The sequence below is a fragment of the Pleomorphochaeta sp. DL1XJH-081 genome, assembly GCF_049310885.1.
Taxonomy (GTDB): Bacteria; Spirochaetota; Spirochaetia; order Sphaerochaetales; family Sphaerochaetaceae; genus CAYZJV01.
This window is the reverse complement of sequence record NZ_JBMDYO010000005.1, coordinates 154,491-174,159: the sequence shown is the minus strand read 5'-3', so window position 1 is coordinate 174,159 and position 19,669 is coordinate 154,491. Positions and strand designations below refer to the sequence as shown.

General features: G+C 48.8%; 16 protein-coding genes. 11 read left to right on the top strand and 5 right to left on the bottom strand.

The annotated features are described in order from the left end of the window. The 6 genes from rimO to ACODJP_RS10290 form a co-directional block, all read left to right on the top strand. Nucleotides 1–1,530 (top strand): 30S ribosomal protein S12 methylthiotransferase RimO (gene rimO / locus ACODJP_RS10315; RefSeq protein ID WP_422481178.1); only part of this gene is annotated, 1,530 nt, incomplete at its 5' end. Then, complete coding sequence (locus ACODJP_RS10310; RefSeq protein ID WP_422481176.1) at nucleotides 1,527–3,806, top strand: ATP-dependent helicase; 2,280 nt, start codon at nucleotides 1,527–1,529, stop codon at nucleotides 3,804–3,806. The genes rimO and ACODJP_RS10310, both read left to right, overlap by 4 nt. 162 nt (nucleotides 3,807–3,968) lie before the next feature. Then, nucleotides 3,969–4,196, top strand: coding sequence for a hypothetical protein (locus tag ACODJP_RS10305; RefSeq protein ID WP_422481175.1), 228 nt, complete (start codon nucleotides 3,969–3,971; stop codon nucleotides 4,194–4,196). Nucleotides 4,197–4,514: 318 nt separating this feature from the next. Continuing rightward, nucleotides 4,515–4,943, top strand: coding sequence for a 50S ribosomal protein L13 (gene rplM, locus ACODJP_RS10300; protein WP_422481173.1), 429 nt, complete (start codon nucleotides 4,515–4,517; stop codon nucleotides 4,941–4,943). A gap of 15 nt (nucleotides 4,944–4,958) precedes the next feature. Then, a complete protein-coding gene (gene rpsI / locus ACODJP_RS10295) occupies nucleotides 4,959–5,375 on the top strand; it encodes a 30S ribosomal protein S9 (protein WP_422481171.1) in 417 nt (138 codons plus the stop codon). Between the two features lie 17 nt (nucleotides 5,376–5,392). Beyond that, the gene (locus ACODJP_RS10290) at nucleotides 5,393–6,004 is read left to right on the top strand and encodes a regulatory protein RecX (protein ID WP_422481169.1); all 612 of its coding nucleotides are present in this window, start codon (nucleotides 5,393–5,395) and stop codon (nucleotides 6,002–6,004) included. A gap of 64 nt (nucleotides 6,005–6,068) precedes the next feature. Here the strand turns inward: ACODJP_RS10290 and ACODJP_RS10285 are convergent, their stop codons facing one another. Together ACODJP_RS10285 and eno are read right to left on the bottom strand one after the other, a co-directional pair. Further along, nucleotides 6,069–6,662 (bottom strand): porin family protein, encoded by a 594-nt coding sequence (locus ACODJP_RS10285; protein ID WP_422481167.1) that lies wholly within the window; start codon nucleotides 6,660–6,662, stop codon nucleotides 6,069–6,071. A 124-nt stretch (nucleotides 6,663–6,786) separates the two neighbouring features. Then, nucleotides 6,787–8,085, bottom strand: a complete 1,299-nt coding sequence (gene eno, locus ACODJP_RS10280; protein WP_422481165.1) for a phosphopyruvate hydratase — start codon at nucleotides 8,083–8,085, stop codon at nucleotides 6,787–6,789. Nucleotides 8,086–8,209: 124 nt separating this feature from the next. On the opposite strand from eno, the gene ACODJP_RS10275 reads away from it, so the two are divergent. Together ACODJP_RS10275 and ACODJP_RS10270 are read left to right on the top strand one after the other, a co-directional pair. Beyond that, nucleotides 8,210–9,181 (top strand): UPF0158 family protein, encoded by a 972-nt coding sequence (locus tag ACODJP_RS10275; protein WP_422481163.1) that lies wholly within the window; start codon nucleotides 8,210–8,212, stop codon nucleotides 9,179–9,181. 247 nt (nucleotides 9,182–9,428) lie between these two features. Then, nucleotides 9,429–10,640, top strand: a complete 1,212-nt coding sequence (locus tag ACODJP_RS10270; protein ID WP_422481161.1) for a hypothetical protein — start codon at nucleotides 9,429–9,431, stop codon at nucleotides 10,638–10,640. A 162-nt stretch (nucleotides 10,641–10,802) separates the two neighbouring features. Here ACODJP_RS10270 and rlmKL read toward each other — a convergent pair whose 3' ends face one another. Genes rlmKL through ftsH form a run of 3 tightly spaced genes read right to left on the bottom strand, consistent with a single transcriptional unit; the run spans nucleotide 10,803 to nucleotide 15,961 of the window. Continuing rightward, nucleotides 10,803–13,043: a bifunctional 23S rRNA (guanine(2069)-N(7))-methyltransferase RlmK/23S rRNA (guanine(2445)-N(2))-methyltransferase RlmL gene (gene rlmKL, locus ACODJP_RS10265; protein ID WP_422481159.1), complete on the bottom strand. Its 2,241-nt coding sequence runs from the start codon at nucleotides 13,041–13,043 to the stop codon at nucleotides 10,803–10,805. Nucleotides 13,044–13,052: 9 nt separating this feature from the next. Next, a complete protein-coding gene (locus ACODJP_RS10260) occupies nucleotides 13,053–13,976 on the bottom strand; it encodes an Hsp33 family molecular chaperone HslO (RefSeq protein ID WP_422481157.1) in 924 nt (307 codons plus the stop codon). Nucleotides 13,977–13,987: 11 nt separating this feature from the next. Next, nucleotides 13,988–15,961, bottom strand: a complete 1,974-nt coding sequence (gene ftsH / locus ACODJP_RS10255) for an ATP-dependent zinc metalloprotease FtsH (RefSeq protein ID WP_422481155.1) — start codon at nucleotides 15,959–15,961, stop codon at nucleotides 13,988–13,990. 100 nt (nucleotides 15,962–16,061) lie between these two features. Here ftsH and ACODJP_RS10250 point away from each other — a divergent pair, with 100 nt between their 5' ends. The 3 genes from ACODJP_RS10250 (at nucleotide 16,062) to ACODJP_RS10240 (ending at nucleotide 19,662) form a co-directional block, all read left to right on the top strand. Beyond that, the gene (locus ACODJP_RS10250; RefSeq protein ID WP_422481153.1) at nucleotides 16,062–16,805 is read left to right on the top strand and encodes an SDR family oxidoreductase; all 744 of its coding nucleotides are present in this window, start codon (nucleotides 16,062–16,064) and stop codon (nucleotides 16,803–16,805) included. A gap of 239 nt (nucleotides 16,806–17,044) precedes the next feature. Then, nucleotides 17,045–18,487 carry a hypothetical protein gene (locus ACODJP_RS10245; RefSeq protein WP_422481151.1) on the top strand — a complete coding sequence of 481 codons (1,443 nt, stop codon included), beginning with the start codon at nucleotides 17,045–17,047 and terminating at the stop codon, nucleotides 18,485–18,487. A gap of 17 nt (nucleotides 18,488–18,504) precedes the next feature. Then, entirely contained in the window at nucleotides 18,505–19,662 is a 1,158-nt protein-coding gene (locus tag ACODJP_RS10240) for an efflux RND transporter periplasmic adaptor subunit (protein WP_422481149.1), read from the top strand. Nucleotides 19,663–19,669: the final 7 nt, after the last annotated feature.

Below are 19,669 nucleotides of genomic sequence, written 5' to 3'. Positions count from 1 at the left end.
GTTGAACCGCCGTATGCCGAACGGCATGTACGGTGGTGTGAGAGGTTGGGACCTAGCGGTCCCCGCCTACTCGATTTTATACGCCGAAGAGGTTCTCCCCTTGACAGTGGTCGCCTACTTGTCCCAGACTTGCCGTTGCACTCAGGTGCAGTTATGGAGGATTCGATGGTAGATATCGCAGGAAAACGGGTATATGTAGAAAATCTTGGTTGTGCCAAGAACCAGGTCGATGCCGAGGTCATGGTGAATGAATTGGTAGAGGCTGGCTGTTCTGTGGTCGATATGGCTGAAGATGCCGATATCATTCTGGTTAATACCTGTGGTTTTATCGAATCTGCCCGGGAAGAGTCGGTGAATACCTTCTTCGCACTGCGACAGCAGTATCCTGAGGCGAAGGTGATCATGACCGGTTGTCTCTCGCAACGGTATGGAAAAGAATTGGAACAGGAGTTGGTAGAGGCCGATGGCATTTTCGGTAACCGTGACCTCAGTCACATAACCACCTTGGTCCGTAGGGTCTATGCCGGAGAACGGGCGATCGACTTGCCGGCCTATCCTCCCATAACCGAAGAGAGCGATAAACGAGGCAAATTGTTCAACTTCCCCGGGACCGCGTATCTAAAAATCTCGGAGGGGTGTAATCATAGGTGTCGCTATTGTGCCATTCCGGTTATTCGAGGACCACTGCGCAGTCGTTCGTTTGACGCTGTGGTTGAGGAGGCGAGACGCCTGGTAGCAACCGGAATCGTCGAGCTCAATCTCATAGCACAGGATTTGGCGGCATTTGGAACCGATGATGGTTCGGGTTCATCGCGTTTCATTGAATTGTTACAGGCTTTGGTGGCGATAGAGGGTGATTTCCGTATACGCATGCTCTATATCCACCCCGATGCATTTCCTTCTGAACTCCCTGAGTTCGTAAAGGATAATCCAAAGGTGCTTCCCTATTTCGATATCCCCTTTCAGCATGCCCATCCCGATGTACTACGTCCCATGGGTCGCTTAGGCGATCGGGAAACATACCTCAAACTGGTAGAATCCATCCGTGCTACCTTACCCAATGCTACGCTTCGCTCAACCTTCATGCTTGGATTCACTGGTGAAAGTGCTGATACCGTAGCTGAGTTGAAGCGTTTTGTTTCTGAAGCCCAGCTCGATTGGGTAGGTTCGTTCACCTATTCCCGAGAAGAGGGTACCCCTGCCTATAAGGATAGGACGGAGGCCGAACACAAGGCAATAGGAAAGAAGGCTGCCAAATGGCAGAAGGAATTGGAGGCGATTCAAGAACCGATTACTACCAACCGACTGCAGCGTTTCGTGGGAACGACGCAACCTGTGTTGATAGAGGAGTTGGTAGAAGGAGAGGATCTAGCCATAGGCAGGACGCCCCATCAGGCACCCGAAGTAGATGGTCTTACGGTGGTAATGGGTCGGAATCTGGTTGTCGGAACAATCGTTGAGTGTGGTATCGCTCGTGTGAATGGTATCGATTTGGAGGCTATCCCCGTAAAGAGGGAGGTTGTGCTTTGAGTCGTATCGAACAGTATCTTGCACAGTTGAATGGGCCACAGCGTGAGGCGGTGTTGGAAAACAGCCGCCCACTTCTTGTATTGGCAGGTGCCGGAAGCGGTAAGACCCGCGTAATTACCACGAAAATCGCCTATGCCATTGAGGTACTGGGGCTTCGTCCGTGGGAAATCCTTGCAGTTACCTTCACTAATAGGGCTGCGAAGGAGATGCGTGACCGTGTCTCCGAGATGCTTCAGGGAGTGGACCTCTCTGAAATGCAGGTGAGGACCTTCCACTCGTTCGGAGCCTGGTTACTGCGAAGGTATGGTGCTAGTATCAACCTCAGTAGTACCTTCACTATTTATGATGATGAAGATTCACTCTCCCTCCTTGCCTCCTGTTTTCCCGAAAGCAAAAAGACTGAATTGTCACCGGTTGCCAAAGCCATATCACTGGCAAAGGATATGGGGTTGTCACCTGAGAGTTCCCGTCTTGCAGAATTCAGGAGGGATCATCACTTCAAGCGGCAGTTTGCAGCCTATGAGGCCAAGCTCCGTCAGGTGGGAAATGTCGATTTCGCCGACCTTATTGGACTCTCCATAGAGCTACTGCAACAGGATCAGCAGGTGATGCAGCAGATACATCGGAGATTCAAGATGGTCCTTGTGGACGAATACCAGGACTCCAATATTGCCCAGTTCAACCTTCTGAAGACACTGGTCGGACCGCAAACCTTCGTGTGTGTCGTAGGAGACGATGATCAGAGCATCTACCGATTCCGTGGAGCTGAGGTGGAGAATATCCTCTCCTTCCCCGATGTCTATCCCAACACTAAAGTGGTCAAACTTGAGCAGAATTACCGATCCACCGGTAGTATCCTTGCTCTTGCCAGTTCTGTCATTTCCCGTAACACTGGTCGCCACGAAAAAACTCTCTGGACCGATAAAGAGAGCGGCCTTTTGCCTAAGGTGATTCATGTATCGGATGAACGTTCGGAGGCTATTCGCGTGGCAAATGAGCTACGTAAGTCGGGATCCCTTGACGAATCGGCCATACTATATAGGACGAATGCCCAATCTGTTGCATTCGAGACACTGTTTACTCAAGAGCATATCCCCTACAAGGTAATCGGAGCCCTTAGGTTTTACGATAGGGAGGAGATCAAGGATGCCTTGGCTTTGCTCAATCTCATGATGAACCGTAATGACGAAGTTGCATTCAAGCGGATGGTGAACAAACCTGCTCGTGGTATAGGAACAAAGTCGGTAGACAAGATTCTCAATGTCGCTTTTGCCCAGAGGGTCGATTTGCTAGCTGCTGCTGTTGTAGCTGGTGAGAAGGGAGAACTTGCGGGAAAGGCCTGCGATGCTGCGCGCTCATTTGCAAAGTTATTCGATGAAGCCGATCTTCGGATGCAGCAGAGTAATTCAGATGCTCTGCAGTATCTGTTGGAGGAATCTTCCCTGGTTGCCCATTATAGAGGTATGGATGAGCGAAATAAGACCGATAAGGTGGACAATCTTGGTACACTGGTGGCGACTGTGGGAGAGTATCCTGCAGGACGAGAAGGGTTGAGTCTTTTCCTTGAATCTCTGACGCTCGATCCTACAACAATCGGTCATAAGGACCCTTCTGACAAACCGGGGGTATCGCTTATAACCATGCACAACACCAAGGGGTTGGAATTCGATCGGGTTTTTGTGACCGGTTTGGAGGAGGGCCTCTTTCCCGGCAGGGCTCGTGAGAGTGATGAGGACATCGAAGAGGAACGTCGTATATTCTATGTCGCCATTACCCGTGCGAGGAAGGAGTTGTTTCTGCTTTGCAGCAATCGTCGTACGATGTGGGGAAAGACCAGCTATCAGACTCCTTCCCGATTCTTGGATGATATTCCCTCTTCCTTGGTGCAGAGTGAAGGCCGTGGATTCGGTTCCTCTCCGGCTATGTTCCCAAGTAGGGGAACTCCAAATGGGTATGCCGGTTATGGAGCTCTCGATGCGAAGCGTATGCGTAACAATGCCTACGGAGGTGCTGTGCGTAAAGGCATGGGAAGGAACGCCAATATCATATTGGACCCAGTGAGGGATTTTTCATCCAAAGAAAAGCATGTGGAATCGCAAGGAGGGAGTAATTTCTCCCTCGGAGACAGGGTCTACCACGATTCCTTCGGAGAGGGTGAAGTACAGAATGTAAAGGTCATACGGGGTAAGGAAATGGTCGATGTACGTTTTGTAACGGGAAAGGTCACTACCTTCTTTTCCAATAGCGCTGCGCTTGAGAAATTGGCTCGTGACTGATATGATGTGATACATGGGTAGACAAAACGACCCTCATGGTTATAGTATGCCTTTTGTCGTCTATGCTCTGCTCTTCCATTTGTACGACCAGTAGGGAAGACGATACGTCGATTTTTATCAGAATCATGGTAGAGCCATTTTGGTTATGGGCTTGGGGGAATGGTGCAGGCAATACATGGGACCGTTGCTCGCGGTCTACTCGCCGATTATCCCTCGGATCATTCCAAAATGCTCGTGAAGATAGTGGAGCAGCTGCTGCCCAGATACTGCGTCATCCGTCTGTTAGAAGGAAGATGCTGTACGGTGGAGATCATGCGCAGAGTGTTCGGAATTGGTGACGTTCCACTCGTCATCACCGATCCTGTGCTTTCGGGTCTTGTCGATGGGTAGGCCGTCGCCTTCTGGCGCCCCTTTTTTCGCAGATTGTGAGGTCAATGCCGAGGTCCTCATCCCAATCCTTCCTTTCCCAGGGAATTTTATCTGCGATAAAAAGTGTGCGAAAGATGCTGCGGTAGCCGAGAAGCTTGCCCTTTGGTATGGATAACTATGCGAATCGGCACTGTACGCCGCCTTAGCGTAGCCGTACCTTGGAAAAGAGTGAAATTATCGCCATGTATTGACATACATTGGGAAAATGTGTAACGATACACCGCTGAATGCGGAATATTACGCGAGGAGGAAGTCCTCCTTGAACATAGGGTTATGTAGATGAAGACTATTTTTGTAAAACCGGCAACGATCGAAAAGAAATGGTATCTGATCGATGCTGAAGGAAAGGAATTGGGTCGTGTGGCTGTTGCTGCTGCGCGGATTCTTCGCGGTAAGAACAAGCCAGAGTATGTACCTCACCAGGACATGGGCGATTACGTTATTATCATCAATGCTGCGAAGGCTGCGTTGTCCGGCAACAAATACCAGGACAAGAAATACTACCGCCACTCCAACTATCCCGGTGGTTTGACAACCGAGTCGTATGCCGACATGGTGGTTCGAAAGCCGGTTTTCCCGATGGAACACGCTGTTAAGGGCATGCTTCCCAAGGGGCCGTTGGGGAACAAGCTGTTCACCAATATGAAAGTGTATGCTGGAGATGTCCATCCACATACGGCACAGCAGCCCATTCAGGTGGAAATCTAAGGTAGGAGCAGAAAAGTGGCAACAAAGAAAACTGAAAAACAACATGCAAATCTCGGTAAGGGTACCGGTCGCCGTAAGACTGCCGTAGCCCGTGTCTACCTCCGCGAGGGCGAAGGGAACATCACTATCAATGGTAGGAAGGTGGAAGAGTATTTCGGAAATCCGTTGTACGTCTATATGGTTCACCAGCCACTTGAAGTGACCGACAACAATAACAAATTTGATCTGGTGATCAACGTCACTGGCGGTGGTCCTACCGGTCAGGCTGGTGCTTGCCGTCACGGTATTGCACGTGCATTGGTAGAGCATGACGAAGCCAATCGTCCTGCACTGCACGCAAACGGGTTCATGACTCGTGATAGCCGCATGGTCGAACGTAAGAAGTTCGGTCAGCCAGGAGCACGTCGTAAGTTCCAGTTCTCCAAGCGTTAAAGCGGGGAGGTTATTGGATGGCGTACGCCACCATACGAAGGGGAGCATCGAAGGACGGTTACTTTGCCGTCCCTGTCGAGGGCTCCTCTTTTTTCATCTCCTTTGCCCAACTGGCACAACTTGGACTACATGATGGCCAAGAGCTGGATGAGCAGGAGTTCTTTTTACTTAGAGACAAGATGCTTGGCGCCCGATGTCGTCTTAAGGCGATGGATCTCCTCGCAAGGCGGGAACATGGGAGGAAAGAACTCGAGCTCAAACTCCGACAGAAGGATTTTCCTCCCGCGATAATAGCTGAACAATTGGATCGGTTGGAGTCAGAGCATCTGCTTGACGATTACCGCTTCGCAAATCAGTTCATCATTTCAAGACAGCGAAAGAATCCCGAGGGGGCGCAAGTCCTTATACTGCGTTTGGTGCAACGGGGAGTAGATCGTTCGATAGCACAACAAGCAGCAAGTCAGTGGTTCTCTGATTCTGAGGCTGCCTTTGACGCGATTGCAAAGGCAGTACAAAGGCTCTCTCGTAAATGTAACGCCGATAGTATGAAGCTCACCAGTGAACTACGGAAAAAGGGCTTTTCTTCTGCAGAGATACAACGGTATTTTGAGGAGCAAGGAGACAGATAACTCTTCAGATAAAAAATCACCGTAGAAGTTCTCCACGGTGACCGAATATTAAAAAGAAGAAATGCTACATGATGGTATAGCTCGCAACGAGTGCTACAGAGTGGTTCTGGTTTCTGGTATCGCTATCAATGATATTCACCAAGCCGAAATTAGCTCTGATATCGACTGCAAGATCCATCTCTAGATCTACTCCAGCTCCGACTATGATGCCGAAATCGGCTCTCTTATCGTCTGAGCTGATAGAAAAATTCCCACTTTCACTTTCGCGTACTATGTTGATTCCCAGTGACGGTCCTATGATGAAATAGGGGTCCACAGGAGCATCGATAGGCATACGTGCTTTGAGCAGTACGGGAATCTCGATGTAGTCGAGATTGATTTTCAAATCATCTACGCGAAAGCCTTTCATGGTATAGAAGATCCCCGGTTGGACCGATAGATATATCTTGTCTTTGAATGAATGGAATTCGTAGTCACCGTACATTCCTGCAGTGAGTCCGAATCGAGGGCTTCTATCATCAAGCAAGGTATCCAAGCCCCCTTCAGTGGAGAGGAAAGCAAGATTTCCCCCTATACTGACTCCTGCACCGAAGTCTTCGGCAAAAGTGAATGAAACACCAAGCAATAATACTAACATGATAAGCGAAAATCTTTTCATTGATAATCTCCTAGATTCTGGTTCATGGTGATGATCCTCATATAATACAGTCCAATAAAAGTGAGGGCAATGAAAAAAGGCTACCCGCCGTAGCAGGTAGCCAGAAATTCATACGCTGAGGGAATTAGTCGAGGACTTTGAAAGCCTTTCTTCCAGCATAGGTTGCTGTATCGCCCAAGTAGTCTTCGATTCTCATGAGCTGGTTGTACTTTGCCAGCCTGTCTGAACGACTCATGCTTCCGGTCTTGATCTGTCCAGTCTGTAAAGCTACGACGAGGTCTGCAATGAAGTTGTCTTCGGTCTCACCTGAGCGGTGTGAGACAACTGCGGTATAGCCGGCCTTGTGTGCCATTTCGATTGCCTGGAAAGTTTCGGTAAGGGTACCGATCTGGTTCACCTTGATAAGGATCGAATTCGCGGTATTGGTTTTAATTCCGCGCTCGAGTCTCTTGGTGTTGGTAACGAAGAGGTCGTCACCTACGAGCTGTACCTTGTCTCCGATAGCATCGGTAAGCATCTTCCAGCCTTCCCAGTCGTCTTCTGCCATACCATCTTCAATAGAGATAATGGGGTACTTCTCTGCCCAGCTGGTCCAGAGTTCTACCATCTCTTTGCTGGTAAGAGAGTCGCCGGTTGTCCAGCGGAGTTTGTATGTCTTGGTTTTCTCGTCATAGAGTTCACTGGCTGCAGGGTCGAGGGCAATCATGAAATCACCATCTTTTCCTGTTGTGTAACCGGCATTCTTGATAGCCTCCATGATAACTTCCAAAGCCTCTTCGTTGGACTGCAAGTCGGGGGCGAATCCACCCTCGTCACCAACAGAGGTGTTGTAGCCGCGCTTCTTGAGGACGCTCTTGAGATTGTGGAAAACTTCCGCAGTCATCCTAAGGCCTTCGCGAAGTGATGGTGCGCCGATAGGCATAACCATGAACTCCTGGAAGTCAACCTTGTTGTCCGAGTGTGCTCCACCATTGAGGATGTTTGCCATGGGAACAGGAAGCACGCAAGCGTGGTAGGCTCCGAGGTACTTGAAAAGGGGAACGCCGAGATAGTCGGCAGCTGCACGGGCTACTGCCATGGAGACACCCAAAATGGCGTTTGCTCCGAGCTTGCTCTTGTTTTCGGTTCCATCGAGGGCAAGCATTGCCTGGTCGATAGCCACCTGGTCGAGTGCATCCATGCCCTCCAATTCAGGAGCGATAAGGGTGTTTACGTTGTCCACAGCCTTGAGGACGCCCTTGCCCATGAAGCGCTTCTTGTCGCCATCGCGCAATTCGACTGCTTCGTGTACACCGGTCGATGCTCCTGAGGGAACTGCGGCACGACCCATTGAGCCGTCTTCGAGAATCACATCTACTTCAACGGTGGGGTTTCCACGTGAGTCGAGGATCTCTCTTGCTTCTACAAATTCAATGATACTCATGAATATACTCTCCTATAAAGGTTATGGTCAAAATATCGTAGTTTTCCCCCCGATTGTCAAGGCAACAGGACATTTGGCAGTCAATTCCCTTTTCAAATGGGAAGGAGGGGAGTACACTACCCCTATGGACAGTGAACATACCAGTGAAGGCTATATGCTTCCGCCGCTTTCAGACGAATTTCTCTACCAGGTCATCTTCTGTATGGAAGACCAGGCTAACGGATATTGCATTGATCTTAAGGATGGTATAGTCAGCGAAGTTGAGTTCGTCGCCGACCGCAGAGAAATAGAGCCACAACGTTTTCTCGATCTTCCACCCTGGTATCCCTCCGATGGATTCAGGACTATGGAGAAATTTGTCTCAACGCTCAGAAATCCTATATACAGGGAGCGTCTCAGGCAAGTGCTCCAGTCGGGTAAAGGGGTCTTTCGCCAGTTCAAGGATGTTCTGCATGAACAACCCTCCCTTGAGCGACTTTGGTATTATTATAAGGATAAGGAGATCAGGCGCAGGATATTCCATTGGTATGAGCGACATGACGAGGCCTTCCGACTAGCCAGACTAGGAGAGGAGGCTCCCGAAGATGGCCCTGGTGATTTGGTCCGAGAGGACTTTGTTATAACCGATAATGCTTCTTCGTATGAGGAGGAGATTGTTGCTTTGGGTGAATTGGCGGTCTCTCGCGTCTACGAGATGGACCTCCCGACGGCGAATCACTCAGCTTTGCAGGTCAAAGAGGCTTGGCACAAACACCACGAGGATCAGCATCTGGTTGCTCTTACTCTGGAGGGTGAGTTCGTCGGATTCCTGCGTTACCATATATATAAAGAGAAGCAGGTCGCTGTGGTTCGTTGTTATGGTGTGCGCGAGGAGTTCCAAGGACTTGGAGTCTTCCACTATTTGTTCGATTCACTCTGCTCCTCGCTGCCTTCCCGGGGAATTCGAGAAGTAGTTATGCGCCTAGCAGGTGATTCCCTCAGAATAGAGCGGATGTTCGATGCGGTGACTCCAACTGATCTTACCCGTACAATCGCTATTTCGGTGCCGAGATGGAATGACGAAATTAGTTCAACCGAAAAAATCGATTTCGAATAATTATACAGAACGGAGTCATGAAAACACTGCTGTGGAGTCATGCATTATGTCGGAATTTTGTGAAATATTTGTAGATTTTTGGAAAATCGGGCCTCTACATGAGATTTATATAAAAAATGTGTAACTTTTGTTTCGAATATTAATTTAACTTGACAGCTATATGGGGCGTTGTTATAATCCGTCTTGTATAACGAGAAAAGGGAAGAAGCGGGTCTTTGCGCCTGTCCCGAATTTTTTTGGAGGAAGTATGAAGAAGATTTCTGCAGTACTTTTGGTTCTAGTACTCGTGGGCAGTGTGGCTTTCGCCGGCTTCACGGGTGAGGCTGAGGCTAACTTTGGTATCGATTTCGACTCACAGCAGTATGGATTCGAGAATGTCGTTGAATTGACAAGTGATCTTGTATTCTTCGAAAAGCTTGTTGACAATGCTGGTGACGGAGACATCTATGCTGAGATCAAAGCTGAATTGACTCTTGCGTTTGATTTTGAAGATCAGGCAAATGAAAACGATGCTTTTGCAGATGGAGAAATTGTTTCAAACGCTGAAATTACTTCTGCTAAGATTATCGGAGATGATTGGTATGTTGGTATCTTGGGTGCTATGGGAGCTCCAAACTTTGCTTCATCTGCAATTGATATCGATACTACAGCAGATGAGGATGCTCTTGACCTTGAGCCTGCTGACTATGTCGTTGAAGGTGCTGGTGTTGAAGTTGGATATGCTGGTTATGTCTTTGGTGTAGCGGCTCCTCGTGACGCCACAAATGACATCGATGCAGAAACCTACAACCTCTTTGGTTCGGTCACTACCCCCGAGTATGAACTTGGTGATGGCTTGGCATTATCTTTCGGTGCTGCTGGAATGCTCAAAGACACCGACAAAGCTGCATCGTTCTCAATGAAGGGAGCTTATACGATGGACGACATCACTGCTAATATCGAATCTGATTTAGTGTATGATGATGGTCTTGAAGTTGAAGTTGCAGTTAACACTGTTATTGACATTGTTACTTTGGATGTCTATTTTGCTACTCTTGATGATGCTGCCTCTGCTGCATATGATGATGGAACAGAGAATATTCTGTCTGCCAAAGCTGCTTTTGCGATCGACCAGTTCGATATTGAAGTTACTGGTAAAGATTTGTTGAATGCCTCTATTCTTGGTGCATCTGTTGATTTTGCTGCTACCGAAGAAATTAGCGTCAACGTAAACGGTGGATACACACTCATGGGTGTCAATGAGCAGGCTTGGTATGTTGGTGGTGGTGCTACTTACACTGCTGAAAAGTATGTTGCTTCTGCTGAGGCTACCTATGCAAGTGATGAGACTCTTGAAGTTGAAGCTTCTGTTGAGTCTGATGTAATTGTTGATGGTGCAACTCTCTCTCTTACTTATGCAAGTGATGATATCATGACGCTTGGTGGTTCACTCATTGCTGCAGTCAACATTGCTTTCTAATCAAACTGCTACAAACAGTTTTCATAAAAGGCCGTCCGCAAGGGCGGTCTTTTTCCATAGTTTGTAATAAGATCAACTGTTTAGTGATTGTATAAAAGAAAGGCTGTTGTTTCGGTATATAATCCGATCCAACAGCCTCTTAACGTATCTGGTTCTGTTACACTATTTCTTTCGTACTACCTTCCTCAGTGGTTTGGTAATCTCCTTGGGCTGCATCTTTACGATGGCCTTGCGGTGTTTGATTGTCCAACAGTAGTGGATCTTCTGGTTACGAATGAAGTCCTCGCCTATTGTCTGGGGGGTGATCTCTTCTACCTCGTACTCTTCGGAGATTTCCGGGTCCAAAGAGAACTTGCGGTAATTGGTGGAGAAGATGAGCACTCCATCTTGGGCCAAGTGTCTCATGGTGGAGTGGATGAGTCTTCTTTGGTCACGATCGACATCGAACATGCTTCGCATCTTGGAGTTGCTGAATGTCGGAGGATCGCAGAATATGAGATCGTAGACATCGTGTGTAGAACGAAGCCAATCTATACAGTCTTCTTTGTAGAAGAAGTGGTTCATTCCGGTAAAACCGTTCATCTCCATATTCTTGATAGCCCAGTCCAGATAAGTGGCAGAGGCATCGACGCTGACGGTGCTCAAGGCACCGCCTGCTGCTGCATGAACAGTCGCTGTACCCGTGTAGGAGAAGAGGTTCAAGAAACGCTTTCCTTTGGACTGCTCTTCGATCATCTTGCGTACCGGGCGGTGATCTAAGAATATTCCAGTATCGAGATAATCGGAGAAGTTTACCATGAACATATGGCTATGCTCACGCATGATGTAGAACTTGCCTGCATTCGCCAGTTTCGTGTACTGATCTGTCCCTTTCTGCTCCCGTCTCTGTTTGACGAAGATCATCTCAAGATCGATTCCAGTCGCCCTCTCTGTGGCATCTATCAATTCCTGGAGACGACGCTGGGCGTCATCGGTATCGATACTGGCCGGTGGTGCATACTCCTGCAAGTGGATGTACTTCCCTTCATACCAATCGATAGCGGCAGAGTATTCGGGCATATCGGCATCGTAGATACGATAGGAAGTTACACCCTCTTCCTGCATCAGAGGTTGGATTCGGGCAAGGTTCTTCTTAAGACGGTTATAGGCCATCTCCGCTCCAGGAGTGAGCGGCTGAGCGAGACGCTCCTTCTTTCGCTGGATAGCCTTCTCTATCATCGCCTGACGCTCTTCGCGGGTAAATACCGTATAATGTGCCAACTGTGCTTCGAGAGGGCCGTTGTAGAGCGAATTTGTCCTTTCTGGCTTCATGTCGACATAGCTGAGCAGTTCCTTGTTTCCACAGAGGATGCTCACCTTCCAACCAGGAAAGAGTGTATTGAATGACTTTCCCAATGCAAGATAGAGAGCCTCGATGGAACCTTCACCATCCATCCTCTTCCCATAGGGAGGGTCGGTTATGGCGTGGTGTTCACCTTCAGGGATATCCTCCTCGGATATCTTGGTGAAATCCTTTTTCTCAAAGGTGATGAATTTGTCCATCCTGGCTAGTTTCGCATGCTCCTTGGACAACTTGATCGCAGTAGGATCCTTGTCCCATCCGAGAATACGGATATCACGGAGCATGCCACTCTCTTGGCGTTCATAGGCCTCATCAAGTACCTCTTCCCAGATATCGGGATCATGCATATCGAGCTTGAGGAAAGCGAACCTGTTCGGATCGAGCAATCCTGGAGCTGTATCGGTGGCTATTAAAGCGGCTTCAATGGGAAGTGTTCCTGAACCACACATGGGGTCGAGCAAAAGATCGGCATTGCCATCGACTGCTGTCTTATACCAGTCGCTTCTCATCAGTACGGCTGCAGCAAGGTTCTCCTTAAGCACTGCACCGGTGTCACCAACGCGATAACCGCGCTGGTGGAGACTGCGTCCCGAGAAATCGAGATACCAGGTAACCGCATCGTGTTCGAAGTGGACATGGAAGGTGACATCGGGATTATCGAATTCAACCGATGGTCTCTCTCCCTCAAATTTCTCTTTCAATCTATCGACGATGGCATCCTTGAGACGGATAGCACCGAATGTTGATTTTTTCAGCCACGGACAATGCATCGTGGTGACACTCACGCTGAAAGTCTTGGTAGGATCGAGCCACGTCTCCCAAGGGAGCATCATGGAGGATTCATAGAACTCATCCGGTCCCATCACATCCTCTTGTTGGGCTAAGCCCATCATGAGACGGGTGGCTATGCGTGACTGGAGACAGAAGCGGTATGCCGTGGCCAGATCGGCCTCGAACTCCACACCTCCATTGACCAGATGCACTTCGGTCGCTCCGGCATTTTGTGCTTCCTGAGCTACCAAATCGTTCTGGTTAGCGGCAGCTGCCGCAAAGTAAATCATAGTGACTCCTTACTGTAACAATGTGTCCAATTCATCCTTCTCGAATGGATAGACGCTACCGCAATTGAAGCAATGTAGCTCCAAAGGGAACGGACCTTCTGCAAGAATCGCCTGTTTCTCATCCTTGGGAAGGCTGCCAAGATAGTCGGAGAAACGTTTTCGGTCACAGGGGCAGGAGAACCCGTAGGGCAGACTCTCCAAATGTTGGGGATTTGACTTTTCGAATACCGTCTCTACGAATTCACGCCCAGTCTTTCCCTCGGACAAGTGCTTACCCAGAGAGGGCATGTTCGCGGCCACCATCTCCAGCTCTTCCAGGTGGGCATCATCAGCTCCTGGAAGCTTCTGCAAGAAGAGACCACCGGCACCAACAACACGACCTTCACGGTCGAACTGGATGCTCAGTGAGACTACTGATGGGGTTTGCTCCGAGATTAGGAAATATTCAGCCAAGTCCTTGGCGATACTACCATGCTTGAGCATGATCTGACCAGTGAATGGAGTCTTCTTACCCTCCAACAGTTTCGTAATAGTCATAAAACCGGGACCGAAAAATGGTGAAAGGTCGAAACTCTCCAATGGTTTGTCTATGGGAATAGGTACTTCCTTCAGATAGCCTCTAACAGCTCCAATTGCCCACGCTTCGATATAGACGCCCTTAATGGGGCCTCCACACTCTATGGTAAGCTGTACGCGGTCGTCACCCTTTACCACAGAGGCAAGCAATCCTCCGGCTAGGTACCCATGTCCAAGTACCAGAGTTTCCAATATACCAAGATTGTGGTTTGCCCGCATCTGGTTGACAACTTCTGTCCCCTGGACAACCACAGCCCTTATCGTCCCATCATGTAACAGAAAGACATCCCTTCCATCTTCAGGAAGGGAGTCTATATGGGAACGCAATACTTCATCTTCAATAGGTTTGCGAATCATAGTGATACAGATTACGCAACAACACCATTTTGTGCAAGAGTTTGGAACTGCTCTCCGTCGATAACTTCGTTTTCCAGCAGTATGGCAGTGATCTTTTCCAGGGTATCGCGGTTTTTGGCGAGTTTTTCTAGTACAGTCTTATACCGCTCATTGACGATTCGGGCTGTCTCGTTGTCGATGTACTCCTGGGCTACCTCTGAATATTCACGCGCGCCGCCAAGACCTTGTTTGGTAGTCGAGGGGAGGGTAATATTCCGGTATTTCTCACTCATTCCGAACTCGGTAATCATTCGTCTGACCAGATCACTGGCACGGCTGATGTCGTTTCCAGCTCCTGTCGATATCTCCCCGAACACCAGCTCCTCGGCAGCACGCCCTCCCATAAGGGTGTCAATATTGCCCAACAATTCACTTTCGCTCATTAAAAACCGGTCTTCGGTAGGATACTGTAGTGTATAACCAAGTGCGCCAAGTCCTCTTGGAATAATGGAAATTTTGGAAACCGGCGGAGCCCCCTTGGTCATAAAAGCAGTTAGCGCATGTCCCGTCTCGTGGTATGCTACCTTCTTTCGTTCATCGTCTCCGAGGATACGACTCTTACGTTGCAAGCCGGCGACCGATTTCTCTATAGCCTCCTCGAAGTCTTCCTGGATTACGGTCTTTCGACCGGCACGGACAGCCATGAGGGCCGCTTCATTGGCGATATTTGCTAAATCCGCACCTGCAAGACCCGCAGCCGATTGAGCTATCTTACGGAGATCGACCTGATCTCCCAGCTTGATGCCTTTGGTATGGATCTTCAGGATGGCCAAACGACCCTCAAGATCGGGTTTGTCGACTAAGACTTGGCGGTCAAATCTTCCTGGACGCAACAATGCCTGGTCAAGGATCTCAGGACGGTTGGTAGCAGCTATGATAATTACCCCAGTGCGTGAATCGAATCCATCCATCTCGACCAGAAGCTGATTCAGAGTCTGCTCACGTTCATCGTTTCCTCCAAAGTTTGCCTGGCTTCTAGTCCGTCCTATGGCATCTATCTCATCGATAAAGATGATACAGGGCGATTTTTCCCGTGCCTGACGGAACAGATCCCTTACTCGTGCCGCACCGACACCGACGAACATCTCAACAAAGTCGGCACCGCTCATACGGAAAAAGGGAACTCCAGCCTCACCGGCCACAGCTTTCGCCAGAAGAGTCTTACCGGTTCCCGGAGGACCGACGAGAAGGACTCCCTTGGGAATCTTACCGCCGATTTCTGTGTATTTGTCGGGGATCTTCAGAAAATCGACAACCTCCTCCAATTCCAACTTGCTCTCATCGGCTCCAGCTACATCGGCGAACCGGATTCCCGTATCTCCTTCAGCAACGATCTTGGCTTTGTTCTGATTGAACGAGAGTACACCCTGCCCACCACCTTGGCCCATCTTCGCGAAAAGGAAACGCCAGATGAGGATGAATATCACCATTGGTAGGATATAAGAGAGGAGGGTAGAAAAGATACTCGGTTGGGAGGGAGGCGTGGCATAGTACTCCACTCCTGCTTCATCGAGCAGAGGTATGAAATTCGGATCATCTAAAGCATAGGTCGAGAATGCCTGCACGGTATCGCTTTGCTGGGTAAGCGCCTGTAATCCGGTGGTCTGTACGGTATCGAGCACCTGCTGGCGACTTATGGTGTACCCCACATACTTATCGTCTTGGATTTCTACCCGAATTATGGTTCCGTTTCTAACCATATCTTTGAACTGGTTATAATCGACTGCGGTCACATTGCTATTTTGTACCAATAATGAGTTTACCAACATCATGGCCATGATAATGAAAATGAAATACCAGAATGAGAACTTGAACCGCTTTCCGAAGAAGGTCGGACCACCTCCACTATGGATCCCCGGTTCGTTATCGGGACAGTTCTTGTTCTTGCCCCGCTGGTTTTTCCCCTGTTTGTCCTGACATTCCGAATCTCTCTCTTGCTTTGCCATATTCACCTCATACCTGCTCCACCTTATACGGAGCAGTACTTCAAATATACTGGTAAGCAGACCAATCGACAAACCAAGGATTGTCTCCTATAGTTGACCCATGGAATGTAAAGATGCTGTCGTGGTAGTCACTGGATCTTCCGACCGTCTCGGTCGTCAGATAGCCCTTACCCTTGCCAATTTGGGCAGTAAAGTGGTGGTTCATTGCCATACCGATATCGAAGGTGGTAAGAAGACTGTCTCTTTGATTGAAGAAACAGGAGGAGAGGCTTCTCTCGTAGCCTGTGATCTGACGACCATGGAGGGTATCGCTCTCCTCATCGATAAGACACTGGATCGTTTCGGTAGGTGGGATGCCCTAATCAATTGCGCATCCTTGTTCGAAACGGTCGGCATGGATGATGTCGACCAAGAGCAGTGGCAACGTGACCAGAGTATCCACCAGAGGGCTCCCTTCTTCCTTTCGAAAGCCTTGTACCGATATGCCAAAGGGAGACCTGCCGGTGAAAGCTGCGCTTGTGTGGTCAATATCACCGATACGGGAGTACGTAAGCCGACTTCTAGTCGACCCTCTTATTACTGTGCGAAGACTGCTCTAGAGGGCCAGAGCGTTATCTTGGGGAGGACACTAGCTCCTTATGTGCGGGTAAATGCGGTAGCTCCTGGAGCAATCATCCCTGCATCAAAAGCTGATGAGTCCTATTTCCTGCAACTTCAAGAGCGTCTACCTCTTGGTCAACTCGCAACGGTAGGCGATGTGGTGGATGCAGTTATCTTCTTATTGAAAAATGATTCAATAACCGGTCAGACGATTGTTGTTGACGGTGGTGAACACCTGTTGTAGATTCAGGGAAGGGTGTGAAAAATATTCACACACTTGTGATGCGTGAAGAGCTTGCACATGCCTTTTAAGACAATCCGTGCGTACATACTTGGCCTTCAGCTTGAAAAGCGGAGTCTTATCCCTCTTATGTAAAGATTGGATGAAGAATCCGAGAAAACTTGCTTGGATATGTCCCGATTGGTATTGATCATGCATATATTTACCATATTGCAAGAAATCTTCACAGAAAAGGAACGGAAATGGACGCAAAACGTATTACCATCTTCGTCTGTTGTATCGTACTGCTGGTATTGGCTCCTCTGGGGGCAGCGGATGTATCGACCATCATCGAGCAGGCAAAGCGTAATAGCAGCCGAATACAGTTGATTGAGCTACAAAAGGCCAATAGTGATATCAGCATAGCAATGGGCGAAGTAGAAGAGACCACTGGCATTACGGTATCGGGAGAGGTCTCGTACAAGGACGCTGTATTGGTAAGCAACTCAAGCAATAGTGTGGAGATCTCTCCCTCGATTGTCATTACACTCCCGAATGATGGTAATACCAAGATTACCGTGGGGGCCTCATCTATAACCAAGACTATTACAAGTGATTCCTACTGGAGTGCCAATCCTTCGATTGGTATGAGCCATACCTTCAAATTTGGAGACAATGGTGATGCCTTAACCGATCTGAAGCTAGCCCAGCAGAAACTGAGTATCGATTACCAGTATAGGGAGAGCCTCTACAACTTCGAGTCCTCAATCTACAGTAAAATCGCAGAGATCCTTGCATATGAGATGGATTTACTTGATGCAGAGAAGAACCTCCTGGTACAACAGACGCAAATCTCGAATGCTCTCAAACTCAAGACCACAACAGAGGGCTCGACCACCTATCGCAATATGCAGCTTAACCTAGCTAAGCTTGAGAATGCCAAGACCTCCATCCTGCGGAAAATGGCTATGGCCAAAACTCAGTATGAGCAGCTCACAGGCTTGGTATATGAAGATATCGGAGAGATAGGAGCAGCCGATTTGGAATTTTCCTACCTTCCCACCGGAGATACCAATGTCATTATAGCGGCAATGGAACTTGAGATCGCGAGCGAAGAACTGGCACTTCAACAGAGGAGAACAGTTTCTACCTCAACAGGAAAGACTACTCCATCCCTTGTGGTCGATGGTAGTGCAAGTATCCGGCACATCGATGATATCCTGACTCAGACAAACTATAAAATACAAGGTGGCATAGATTATTATGCGGGATCTTTCTCAACTTCAGCTGCAGCTTCTTTGGAATGGTTACCCAATGGTACCCGCGTTCCCTCTTTGACCATTGGTGGTTCGTGGAGTAACAATCCAACAGTCGCAAGTGATGTCATGGAAATACAGACCTTGCAGAACGATATCACCATTGCTGGTATTAACTACCAAGAGGCTATGCTTACCTACCAAAGTGATGCCGGACAACTGGAAGCCGATATTCTCTCCCACCAGTTGGATGTCGAGGCCTTCAAAGAAGAGGCCTCTTACCGCCAGCAATTGCTTGAGGATGCCATCGAAGCCTTCGAAAGAGGTCTGGTTACCCAGACCGATGTGGACCAGGCTAGGTTGGATGTTGAACTGACTACCTATCAGAATAGGATATACGCACTGCAAGCCCTCATTCTTGAGAATCGGGCCAAGGCTCTGCAGCTCTAAAGGAGAACCAATCAATCATGAATGGACAGAATAATAATGCGACAAACCATACCGAAGATCGGGTCCGGTCCAGCCTCAAGAAGAAGATGCGCAAGCGACGGATAAAACGACTGGTCACCTGGATTATCGTTCTCGCGATCCTTGCCTTTGGTGTATATACCTATCAATTTTACAAGGACAATGGCCGCCTACCGTTTGCCGATGAAGAGAAACTTGCCCAGGCAGCTGCTGCTGCCACCACAGTCCAAGAAACAACGGTACGGGAGATCGAATTCACTCAGACCATCGATATCAGTGGAAATGTGGAGGCATACGAGACCCAGATGGTGATGTTCAGATCGACTGGAGCTGTAACAGGTGTCTATGTTTCTGAAGGCGATCTGGTGAAGAAGGGTGATCTGTTGGCTACCATAGACGACACTACCCAAGCCTACAATCTGGCGAATATCGAATCACAAATCGAAGAGGCTAAGTTACAGGGAAGCCAGAGGCAAGTGGAGCTGCTTGAGCGACAGCGGACCATGGCTTTGAACAACCTTGACTATACCCGTACCTATGCCAATTTCGATGGTGTAGTGGCTACCGTATCGGTAGATGAGGGTGATTATTTTGAGGCAGGTTCACCGGCTATGGTGGTAATCGATAGGAGCAAACTCAAGGCAACAGTAGAGATTGATGAGATCGATATCCAGAGTGTTCAAACCGGAATGAAAGCTGAGTTGACCTTCGATTCTCTGCCGGGAAAGACTATCGAGGCAACGGTGACCTACATTCCCATGATCGGCCGTACGACCAGTCAGGGAATCGGTGTCATGGATGTTGAGATCGTAATAGATGATCCTCCTACGGCTCTCGCTCCCGGTTTCACCTTTGCCGGAACGATCAGCGCCGATGATGTAAAGAAAATGCTCGTCATACCGACCAATGCAGTTGTCGCCAATCGTCGTGGTTCGGACACCGTAAGGAAAAAGGGTCCTGACGGAAATCCTGTCGCAGTTGAGGTTACCACCAACTATCTTGGAGAGGGGATGAGCGAAATCCTCACTGGCGATCTCAAAGCTGGTGATGTGGTTCTTTTAGGCGATACGAGTTCAAGTAATTTTACCTTCGGCCTGCCAGGGGCGACGCCGGTACCCGGCTCCGGTCCTGGTAGTGGCATGCGCTCAACACAGTAGGAGCTGG

Bases quoted from the DNA above. Each gene is read 5' to 3' on its own strand.
- rplM (WP_422481173.1), top strand. From the start codon at position 4,515: ATGAAGACTATTTTTGTAAAACCGGCAACGATCGAAAAGAAATGGTAT.
- ACODJP_RS10290 (WP_422481169.1), top strand. From the start codon at position 5,393: ATGGCGTACGCCACCATACGAAGGGGAGCATCGAAGGACGGTTACTTT.
- ACODJP_RS10285 (WP_422481167.1), bottom strand. From the start codon at position 6,662: ATGAAAAGATTTTCGCTTATCATGTTAGTATTATTGCTTGGTGTTTCA.
- eno (WP_422481165.1), bottom strand. From the start codon at position 8,085: ATGAGTATCATTGAATTTGTAGAAGCAAGAGAGATCCTCGACTCACGT.
- ACODJP_RS10275 (WP_422481163.1), top strand. From the start codon at position 8,210: ATGGACAGTGAACATACCAGTGAAGGCTATATGCTTCCGCCGCTTTCA.
- ACODJP_RS10270 (WP_422481161.1), top strand. From the start codon at position 9,429: ATGAAGAAGATTTCTGCAGTACTTTTGGTTCTAGTACTCGTGGGCAGT.
- rlmKL (WP_422481159.1), bottom strand. From the start codon at position 13,043: ATGATTTACTTTGCGGCAGCTGCCGCTAACCAGAACGATTTGGTAGCT.
- ACODJP_RS10260 (WP_422481157.1), bottom strand. From the start codon at position 13,976: ATGATTCGCAAACCTATTGAAGATGAAGTATTGCGTTCCCATATAGAC.
- ftsH (WP_422481155.1), bottom strand. From the start codon at position 15,961: ATGGCAAAGCAAGAGAGAGATTCGGAATGTCAGGACAAACAGGGGAAA.
- ACODJP_RS10250 (WP_422481153.1), top strand. From the start codon at position 16,062: ATGGAATGTAAAGATGCTGTCGTGGTAGTCACTGGATCTTCCGACCGT.
- ACODJP_RS10245 (WP_422481151.1), top strand. From the start codon at position 17,045: ATGGACGCAAAACGTATTACCATCTTCGTCTGTTGTATCGTACTGCTG.
- ACODJP_RS10240 (WP_422481149.1), top strand. From the start codon at position 18,505: ATGAATGGACAGAATAATAATGCGACAAACCATACCGAAGATCGGGTC.